Here is a 9,391-nt window from a genome sequence, read left to right as displayed (position 1 = left end):
TAGCATTCTTATCCGGCGCCAGCGTAAAGAAGAGTTCATGGAACCGGCGAACGTGCTCACGGACTTCTACAGGCCGGTTGATAGAAGCATCCTGAGAAAGCGCCAGCATCAATGATTTGCCATTATCCAGTACATACACTTTTTGCCGCTGCAGTTCCGCAAAACGGTAGGATTGCCAAAGCGCATACCCCGTAACAGCAGTGCAGAGCACTGCAAACACGATAGCATAAAGCCTGATTTGTTTGAAACTATTTTCAATATTCCTTAGTGTTTTGAATTCCATTTTTTGGGTGATTGATAGTGTTATTTTAATAATCTGCCGCCGATATTTCCTGCTGCTGCGCCTGTGCCTGCTCCGCCAATATTCCCAGTTTTCATAGCACTTTGATTGATGTTGCGGGTAAAGTTGCCGGCTCCACCTGCCTGAATGATCCATCCTGTTACCGTCGGGATAGTGAAGTAGCCGATGATACCGATAATCATAAATATGATGTAGACCGTGCCCGATGTATCTGGAATAAAATTGGGGTCGGACAGACTTTCTATATCCTTTTGCAGGATTAGCGACTGTATCTTAGCCAGCATAGAACTGAACAGGTCTGCCACCGGCAGCCAAAGATACACACTCACATAGCGGGTGATCCATTGGGTAAGGGTGGACTGAAAGCCGTCCCAAACCGAAATGGCAAAGGCAATCGGCCCAAGAATAGAAAGCACAATCAGAAAAAATGTTCGTATCGTATCAATAACCAATGCCGCTGCCTGAAAGAGTATTTCCAAAAGATTGCGGAACCAATCTTTGATCACTTTTTCTAACTTGTATCCTTGTCTGTCCAGATACATCCCTGTCATGGTAGCAATATCTGAGGGCGACCACCCCAGTTCATCCAGTTTCTTATCGAACTCTTCGTCGCTTGCGAGGTAGGCTGTTTCTGGATTTCGGAGCATGGCTTCCCTTTCCAACTGGTCTTTTTGCTGTTGCAATTTGTTCAGGTCAAGCACCTGGTTTTCCAGTATACCGTGCGTACCTTTCACCACCGGGCTAAGTATGGCATTAATGCTTCCAAGCACAATGGTTGGAAAAAACATAATACAAATACCCAGCGCAAAGGGGCGCAGCAGCGGAAACATATCAATTGGTTCGGCACGGCTCAGTGCCTGCCATACTTTTAACGCGACATAGAACAATGCTCCCAGGCCGGCGAGTCCCTTAGCCACGGCTGCCATATCGGCGGACAGTGGTATCATCTCATCATACAATGAGCGAAGTACCTGATGAAGATTATCAAATTCCATAGCTTACCAGTATTTTTGTTCAGCGGTTCCGTATAGGCTGAGCACCCTTTGCGCAGCATTTTTCTTTTTTGATCGCAGGTAGCTTACCGATATGTTTTTATTGGTATAGTAGCGCACCAGGTTGTAATAGTCCTTTACTTCTTTGTGTACCCGGTCAATAATATCCATACGTTCTTTGTCATTTAGCGAAAGGCTGGAAGAAGACACGATCTGCTTTAGTTCTTTTAGCAGCGCGGTACTTTCATTAAGCAAAATGGAATAGCCGTTGGCAATGGCTGCGAGTTCCTGCGGGGTGAAGTTTGAATCGTTCATCATTTTCCCGAAATTGGTTACATACAAATCAGCCACATCACCCACCAGCAGTACCGTCTGCTGTACTTTACGGGCATCCTTCACGAGGTTATTTACCGCTTTGAGTTTATCATAATATTCCTTTCCCTGCTTGTATACTTTTTCTACTTCCTTAAAACTTTTTATCACATTGGAAACAGTAGATGAGGTTTGTACAATTTCATTGGCACTGTTAAGAATGCCGGAGATTAAATTGCCGGGATCAGTTACAATAAACTGTGCCTTCGCGGATACGGACACTAACAGCACCGCATAGACTATAAATAGTATTTTTTTCATTGCTTTTTTGCTTTTAAAAGTGATTAATAATTGTTTGTTTTTTCTTTATCTGTTGCAGGCTCTGCTTTATATTTTCCTGCCTACCTTTCTGATGGTTTCAGGGGATTGTTGCTGTTGCAGATTGCGGAGCCGCATAAAAAATTCCTGTATACTTTGGGGCTGTGTTGCTGCAACTTCCCTGCATAGTTTTGCAAAATCAAGATCCGCAGTATTACCGGGATCGGCTTCAAATATCAAAGCCTTGTTATTGCCAATGGGCAAGGTGATTTTTTCTTTTTTCATACGACTTGATTTTTGAAGTAATTAATAATTGCCTGCCTGCCGGACAGGCAGGTTTTGCTTTTCTCTCCTTTCTGTGGCTATCCGTTTAATAGCCTGTTCCACATTGCCATTCAATTCCCGGGCAAGCTGCATAACCTCCAACTTCTCGGTTTCTTCTGTGGTGTAGGCCAAGTATTCTTCGGGCGACACCTCCGTGGAATATACAGCGGAATGCGTACCCCCAAAACCGATCCATACTTCTTTGTACAATCGTTTCGGGTCGTTGTTCATGTTGATGGAAAGAATTTGTGATTTTTCCTTTTCAGTCAGGCCAAGCATTGACTGGATGTCATCGAACTTGTTCATGTACTTGCGCTGATCAAGCAGTATTTTGCAATCGGAATTGTTGATGATACTTTCCTTTACAATGGGCGACTGGATAATATCATCCACTTCCTGCGTAACCACGATGGCTTCACCGAAAAACTTGCGGACTGTTTTAAAGAGGTACTTGATATACTCCGCCATACCTTCTTTAGCAATCGCTTTCCAGGCTTCTTCAATTAATATTACTTTGCGGATACCCTTCAGTCTTCGCATCTTATTGATGAATACTTCCATAATGATGATGGTTACAATCGGGAACAATATCTTATGGTCTTTGATGGCATCAATTTCAAATACGATGAATCGTTTATTAAGTAAATCCAGTTGTTTGTCAGAATTGAGCAGGTAATCGTATTCACCACCTTTGTAGTAAGGTTCCAACACGTTCAGGAAGTTGGCAATATCAAAATCCTTTTCCCTTACATGCTTTTCCTCCAGTTCCTTTTTATAATCTGTTTGTACATACTCATAGAAACCATTGAAGGACGGGCAGGCAATCGCCTGTTTGATATGTTCAATATATCCTGCTACCGCGTTGGACAGCGCCACTTCTTCCGAACGCGTGGGAGGTTCATCATCGCGTTTCCAAAGGGTTAGTATCAATGTCTTGATGCTTTCCCTTTTTTCGATGTCAAATACGCCATCGTCCGTGTAGAATGGATTAAAGGCAATCGGGTTATCTTCTGTGTAAGTAAAGTAAACTCCATCTGCAGCTTTGGTTTTTCCTTTGATGAGTTCACATAAACCCTGATAGCTGTTACCGGTATCTACCAGCAGCACATGAGCGCCCTGCTCATAATACTGCCTCACCATGTGGTTGGTGAAAAATGATTTACCACTGCCGGAAGGGCCCAGTATAAACTTGTTCCTGTTGGTGATAATACCCCGCTTCATCGGCAGATCAGAAATATCCAGATGAATGGGTTTGCCGGTGAGCCTGTCCGCCATCTTGATACCAAACGGCGACGGAGAACTCTGGTAATTGGTTTCTTCGGTGAAAAAACACAGGGCCGGTTCTATGAAGGTGTAAAAACTCTCTTCAGCCGGGAAGTCACCTGCATTGCCCGGCATGGCTGCCCAATAGAGTGTTGCTGCATCTATGCTGTTGTGGCGTGGTTTGCACTCCATCAAAGCCAATGCGCTACCGGTATCATTTTTCAGTTGCTTTAGTTCAACCGGATTATCTGCCCATGCCATCACATTGAAATGTGCGCGGATGGAGGAAAGCCCGTAGGAATGCGCTTCGTTCAGGTAGCGTTCAATCCATTCCTTGTTGATTTGGTTGGCACGACTGTAGCGTGTCAGCGAATACATATTCCTTGCCGATTTCTCAAACTTGCGCAGGTTCTCCTCGCTGTTGTCAAGGAACAGGTACTGATTGTAAATGTGGTTGCAACTTAACAGCAACCCCACCGGAGCGGCAAAGGACAAAAGGCAATCACTGCGGTCGGTGGACAGCTTTTCATACCTGGTGTTGGATGACACCGCTGCGGGCAGATCATCCGTATCTGACAAAGTGTGCAGGCAAAGCCTTTTATTGCCGATACGTACTTCCTCCGCTGCCAGGGCGATATCCTGCATGGGTGTTCCTGCATCTCTTGATAAAGTGAAGTACTGTTCCAGTAAACCTTGCTGCTCACCTGCGCCTATAATATCATCTTCGCTTAATCGTTGCAGTTTGATAAAACCACTGTCGTTTACAATGCGTTCAAACTGCGCGACTGCCTCCATAAAGCGATGGATGGTTTCTTTGTCCCGCATTTCCCTGGGAACAAGCACACCTTTGCAAAGCGAAGAGAAGTTGCTTTGCATCCGCATTCGGTCTTTGGTCGTCTTGGTCACAAACAGATAGCAGTAGTGATTAAGGAACGGGCGTTCATTGAAATGCTGCTGATATGATTTTGCCAGAAAACTCAACCCGTCTTGTGCAATACCCGGTTCATAGTTTTCTTTGATAAACCAATCCTGTTTATGAACAATGGTAAAATCCGGTAGTGTTTTAATGGCTTTGTGCCACGCCGAATGTATGGCATCATATTCTGCAGAGGCTACTGTAAACAGTTCCGGTAAGTGTACCCGGAAGCAAGCAGTAATATCCGCATCCTTTGAAATGATGCAATGGTTCTCTACAGCCAGTAGCGGAAACTTACTTTCCAGCGTGGCGATTTTTGACATGTTTCTCATGGGCGATCGGATTTTGGAGTGAACTTCAGATAGCGACGGATGGACTTTCGGCAAACGATGTAGCGCGGATGCTTTTTATTAGCGGCTCGTTTCATTAAACCATGCTCACCATATTTTTTGTTGAGTGAGAAGGTTTGCCATACAATGAGCGAACCGCCACCGGCTCCAATAAACAGGCATACAAAAGAGTTCGTACCTGCCATGTACAGGATCATCACCAGAATTAGCACCCCAAGTAATCCGCCGGCGAATATGAACAGGTATTGCGCTTTCAGGCCTTTGAACTCAACTGTTCTTCCAATGCCCTTATTGATGTTATAATTACTCATAAGGCATCGGATTAAAGGAAGAATGAACGAAGAATAGTAGCTGCAACAATTAAGAAAATACAGGCACCAAACCAGCTTGCTGCCGTCTTGCTTGTGTCGGGGTCGCCGCTGCTGAATTTGTTGTAAACCTTCACACCACCGATGAGCCCCACCACCGCACCGATGGCATAAATCAATTGTGTAGCCGGATCGAAATAAGAGGTGACCATTTGGGTAGCTTCATTGATTCCGGCTCCCCCGTTACCCTGGGCAAAGGCGCCGACAGCCGGAAGTAGCGCCAAACCTGTTACCAACACTTTTTGTCTTTGTTTTTCCATGATCTGAATGAGTTATTTTGTTATGAAATCCCCGCATCATGCGGGCTTCAGAACAAAAGTGTCATGGAAAATGAAGCGCAATTATGAAGTGTCGTTCAGCGGAATTACTTGGCAGTGAGTGGCGGCTAAAGGAATTAATTATATCTTAGAGGACTATATAAACTCCGTTAATATTATTATTTGGTGTATCTATCTAACATAAAACTTTGGAATTTTAGAAAATTCGGTTCAGAGAAGGAAATAGACCTTGAAAATCCGAATTTGAATTTAAACCTTACCAAAGGTTTAAATGTAATTATCGGTGAAAATGATACTGGCAAAACAGCCATTATTGATGCTGTAAAACTTGTGCTAAAAACCCACAGCTATGATTATATCAGAGTTGAGGATAAAGACTTTTATAATACTGCAAGTCGTTTCAGAATAGAATTAACTTTTGAAAACTTAACACCTGACGAAGCTAAAAACTTCACAGAATGGCTGGGCTGGACGGGTACGGGGGCTAATGCAAAACCTTTTTTGAGAATAAATTACGATGTAAAAAGACAAGGTAAAAAGATATTACCTGCTGATATAAAAGCAGGCGTTGATGATGATGGTTATTTGCTTACAGCAGAAGCGAAAGAATATCTGAAAGCAACATATTTGAAGCCATTGAGAGATGCCGAAAATGAATTGATTGCCAAACGAAATTCAAGGTTATCACAAATCCTTTTAGGGGATGAGGCGTTTAAAGGCAAAGAAGATGCGAACGAGTTAGTCCAGATTTTTTCTGGTCTTAAAACAAATTTAGAAAACTATTTTAAAGGCGAATTTGAGATTAAGACTACTAGTGAAGCAGGAGAAGAACAAGCACGTAAACCACAGGATGGTAAACAGATAAAAGACAAAATAGATAGCTATGTTAAGGGGTTCTACGGTAATAGCTATGAAACTGAATTTAATGCTTCCTCAACCGATATAAAAAGCATTCTTGAAAAATTGACTTTATTTCTGAAAGACGAACCTAATCCTGGCTTGGGAACATTGAACCGACTATTTATGGCAGCCGAATTGCTTCATTTGAACAAATCAAATTGGAGTGGTTTGCGCTTAGGATTAGTTGAAGAATTAGAAGCCCATTTACATCCGCAAGCACAAATGCAGGTAATAGAGGCTTTTCAAAAACAAGAAACCATTCAACTTATCCTGACAACGCACAGTCCAAATTTAGCTTCCAAACTAAAGCTGGAAAGTCTGATTATTTGCAACAACGGCAATGCTTTTCCAATGGGAGAAGCATTTACCAAATTAGACAAAGGCAACTACAAGTTTTTAGAAAAATTTCTTGATACCACGAAAGCAAATATGTTTTTTGCAAAAGGCGTCATTTTAGTTGAGGGTTGGGCAGAAGAAATTCTTATCCCAAGCATAGCAAAAGCTATTGGAATTAATCTGACAGAAAAAGGTATCTCGGTTGTAAACATCGGGCATACGGGCTTCGACCATTATGCAAAGATTTATCTGCGAAATGTAGAACCCTTTATGACAATTCCTGTGGCTGTGATTACAGATGCGGATATAAGAGAATATGAAAAAAATGGAGATAACTATGTAAAAAGAGATGCCAATACTGTTCAACAGGAAACTAAACAGAAAATAGCTGGCATAAACGGACTGGCAGAACAAAATGTAAAATACTTTCCCGCATCAAGCTGGACTTTGGAATATTCATTGTTTAAATCAACGAGTTTAACAACAGTGTTTCAAAATGCAGCAAAGAATATTCATACACATACCGATTGGAATGATTTTGAAAAAATACTTGCAGCAAAACTGATGAATAAAGGGCTGAAAAAAACTGAAATTGCTTATTATATCGCAAATGCAATTGATGAAGATTTAAGCAAGCCAGAAAGAACAATCAAAATCGCGGCTAATGATGTGAATGATACCGTAAGTTACATTGTGAATGCTATTAAATATGCCTCAGGAAATTAACATAACGGACGATGATATTCGCTACGCCGAAAAGATACTACTGCCAATTGGTAAAGAGTTTGATGAAGAACGTAAAGCCTTTATTCGCAACGTTATTACAATAGATTTACAAGCTGTCCCGGGCAGTGGGAAAACAACGGCTCTGTTAGCAAAATTAGTTATTATAGAACGAAAACTCCCATTTCCCGATGGTTCAGGAGTCCTTGTTATATCTCATACTAACACAGCCGTTGATGAGATAAAAGAAAAAATTCAGAAGCATTGCCCCAAACTTTTTTCATATCCCAATTTCGTTGGCACAATACAGAGCTTTGTTGATGAATATTTGGCTATTCCCATATATAATCTTGATTTTAAAAAGAAATTAAATTGGATTGATACGGAAAGATACCAAAAAGAATTAGTGAAACTCTTTAATATCATTGCTTGGAAGCAGGAATATGGACAGCCCACAAAATGGTTTTATCAAAGACATATCAATAAAGCCACTGCTGAAGCAAAGGGGAACAATAATCTAAAAACGGAGCTTTGTAAAAAGCACATAGAAAATGAAGTTCGTGGTTTGTTTTATGACTTTATGACTGACCAGATAAAGAATAGTAGTAATGATATTTTACTAAAGGACAATACAAATAAAAAATTTATCGGGATAAAAGAAATCATCTTTGAAGTGCTGAAGAAAGGTATAATGTCTTACGATTACGCATATCATTTTGGAGAACTTTATCTGCACAAGAAACCATTGATTAAGGAAATTTTACAAAAGCGTTTCCCTTTTGTTTTTGTGGACGAAATGCAGGACATGGACGCCCATCAGTGCAACTTGTTAGAAAAAGTATTCCACGATGGGGGTAATAGCATTTCAATAATGCAACGAATTGGGGATAAAAATCAGGCTATCTATACTTCGGTTAAAGTAACTGATGTTTGGACAGATAGAGCAGACGTATTAAGATTAAGCGGAAGTCAACGACTTAGTAAGCCAATAGCTGACGTGGTGAAAAGATTTGCTCTATATAACGATGCTAATTTTGATATTGTCGGGTTAAATGAATGTGTTATAAAGCCACACATTTTGATATTTGAAAATGCAACAATCAGTAACCTTCTCCCTCGTTTTGCCCAAATAGTAAAGACGTACAAAGAGAATGGCAGCTTTACTAATCCTGATAAATCGGTCAAGGTTGTTTGTTGGAATACGGACTGGAAAGATGATGATGCCAGTCGGAAAGATGCTGCTAAGTTAAGATTAGAAGACTATCACAATGGTTTTAAAAAAGAAAAAGGGAAGCCAAAAGAAGATTACGATTGTCTGAAAAGTTATTTGCTGTTTTATGACAAAAACAAAAAGACCTTAGAGCCATTAAGAAAAAATATCCTAAATGCCTTTCTGAAAATTTTGCGTTTGGAGAATATCAATACACTGGATGGCAGACCCTATACAAAGAAAAAACTAATAGATTTTATCAAAGAGAATGATTTTCAGAAATATGACGAGTTGAATTTAAACCTTTATAATTGGTCAATCGGGATAATCAAAGGAAATGCAAATGAAGTTTGGAGCGAGATAAAGGAGTACGCTCCAAACTTGTTTGCGATATTTTCCGAAAATGAACTTTCTGAAAGTTTAGCTTTTGTCAGCAATGATGTAGCAGAAATTCCAGCTAACAATATGGAGGTCATTGCAACAACCAATCATTATAAAGAAGACGGACTTGAAATTGAAATTACAAGCGTTCACGCAGTAAAAGGACAAACGCATTGTGCGACTTTGTATTTAGAATCGTGCTATCAAGGAAAACACGAATCTGAAAGGTTATCAACACAATTTTTGGGTAATAGTTTTAATGACACAAAAGTCCATCATAAAAGTTCCGTTAAAATCGCTTATGTTGGCTTTTCACGACCAACAGATTTGTTGTGTATTGCTATTCATAAAGACAGATTTGATAGATGTCTTCAGGATATTAACAAAGAGGAATGGGAAATAATAAATATATCTTGAAA

Annotated in this window: 8 protein-coding genes and 1 pseudogene; 2 read left to right on the top strand and 7 right to left on the bottom strand. The window is 40.6% G+C overall.

Annotated features, from left to right (window positions below; genetic code table 11):
* From PLE34_RS13050 to PLE34_RS13020, 7 genes and pseudogenes are all read right to left on the bottom strand, one after another.
* Window positions 1–283: pseudogene (locus PLE34_RS13050) on the bottom strand (hypothetical protein); the annotation flags it as partial.
* A gap of 20 nt (window positions 284–303) precedes the next feature.
* Window positions 304–1,296, bottom strand: coding sequence for a conjugative transposon protein TraJ (traJ, locus tag PLE34_RS13045; RefSeq protein WP_324557661.1), 993 nt, complete (start codon window positions 1,294–1,296; stop codon window positions 304–306).
* 3 nt (window positions 1,297–1,299) lie between these two features.
* Window positions 1,300–1,926: a DUF4141 domain-containing protein gene (locus PLE34_RS13040; protein ID WP_324557659.1), complete on the bottom strand. Its 627-nt coding sequence runs from the start codon at window positions 1,924–1,926 to the stop codon at window positions 1,300–1,302.
* A gap of 66 nt (window positions 1,927–1,992) precedes the next feature.
* Complete coding sequence (locus PLE34_RS13035; protein WP_324557658.1) at window positions 1,993–2,208, bottom strand: hypothetical protein; 216 nt, start codon at window positions 2,206–2,208, stop codon at window positions 1,993–1,995.
* A 21-nt stretch (window positions 2,209–2,229) separates the two neighbouring features.
* Window positions 2,230–4,758 carry a TraG family conjugative transposon ATPase gene (locus tag PLE34_RS13030; RefSeq protein ID WP_324557657.1) on the bottom strand — a complete coding sequence of 843 codons (2,529 nt, stop codon included), beginning with the start codon at window positions 4,756–4,758 and terminating at the stop codon, window positions 2,230–2,232.
* Complete coding sequence (locus tag PLE34_RS13025; RefSeq protein WP_324557655.1) at window positions 4,755–5,087, bottom strand: DUF4133 domain-containing protein; 333 nt, start codon at window positions 5,085–5,087, stop codon at window positions 4,755–4,757. Before PLE34_RS13025 ends, PLE34_RS13030 begins: the two co-directional genes overlap by 4 nt.
* Before the next feature lie 11 nt (window positions 5,088–5,098).
* On the bottom strand, window positions 5,099–5,404 hold the full coding sequence (locus PLE34_RS13020) for a DUF4134 domain-containing protein (RefSeq protein ID WP_324557653.1): 306 nt from the start codon (window positions 5,402–5,404) through the stop codon (window positions 5,099–5,101).
* Between the two features lie 183 nt (window positions 5,405–5,587).
* Between PLE34_RS13020 and PLE34_RS13015 the strand changes: the two genes are divergently transcribed.
* Both PLE34_RS13015 and PLE34_RS13010 read left to right on the top strand, forming a co-directional pair.
* The gene (locus PLE34_RS13015) at window positions 5,588–7,384 is read left to right on the top strand and encodes an ATP-dependent nuclease (protein WP_324557666.1); all 1,797 of its coding nucleotides are present in this window, start codon (window positions 5,588–5,590) and stop codon (window positions 7,382–7,384) included.
* Window positions 7,368–9,389: a UvrD-helicase domain-containing protein gene (locus PLE34_RS13010; protein WP_324557651.1), complete on the top strand. Its 2,022-nt coding sequence runs from the start codon at window positions 7,368–7,370 to the stop codon at window positions 9,387–9,389. The genes PLE34_RS13015 and PLE34_RS13010 overlap by 17 nt, the downstream gene beginning before the upstream one ends.
* Window positions 9,390–9,391 lie beyond the last annotated feature (2 nt).

It is taken from the genome of Agriterribacter sp. (genome assembly GCF_035445465.1).
GTDB lineage: Bacteria > Bacteroidota > Bacteroidia > Chitinophagales > Chitinophagaceae > Agriterribacter.
Note: the sequence above shows the minus strand (reverse complement) of the source record. Positions and strands in the feature narration are given on the sequence as shown.

Bases quoted from the DNA above. Each gene is read 5' to 3' on its own strand.
- PLE34_RS13025 (WP_324557655.1), bottom strand. From the start codon at position 5,087: ATGAGTAATTATAACATCAATAAGGGCATTGGAAGAACAGTTGAGTTC.
- PLE34_RS13040 (WP_324557659.1), bottom strand. From the start codon at position 1,926: ATGAAAAAAATACTATTTATAGTCTATGCGGTGCTGTTAGTGTCCGTA.
- PLE34_RS13030 (WP_324557657.1), bottom strand. From the start codon at position 4,758: ATGAGAAACATGTCAAAAATCGCCACGCTGGAAAGTAAGTTTCCGCTA.
- PLE34_RS13010 (WP_324557651.1), top strand. From the start codon at position 7,368: ATGCCTCAGGAAATTAACATAACGGACGATGATATTCGCTACGCCGAA.
- traJ (WP_324557661.1), bottom strand. From the start codon at position 1,296: ATGGAATTTGATAATCTTCATCAGGTACTTCGCTCATTGTATGATGAG.
- PLE34_RS13020 (WP_324557653.1), bottom strand. From the start codon at position 5,404: ATGGAAAAACAAAGACAAAAAGTGTTGGTAACAGGTTTGGCGCTACTT.
- PLE34_RS13035 (WP_324557658.1), bottom strand. From the start codon at position 2,208: ATGAAAAAAGAAAAAATCACCTTGCCCATTGGCAATAACAAGGCTTTG.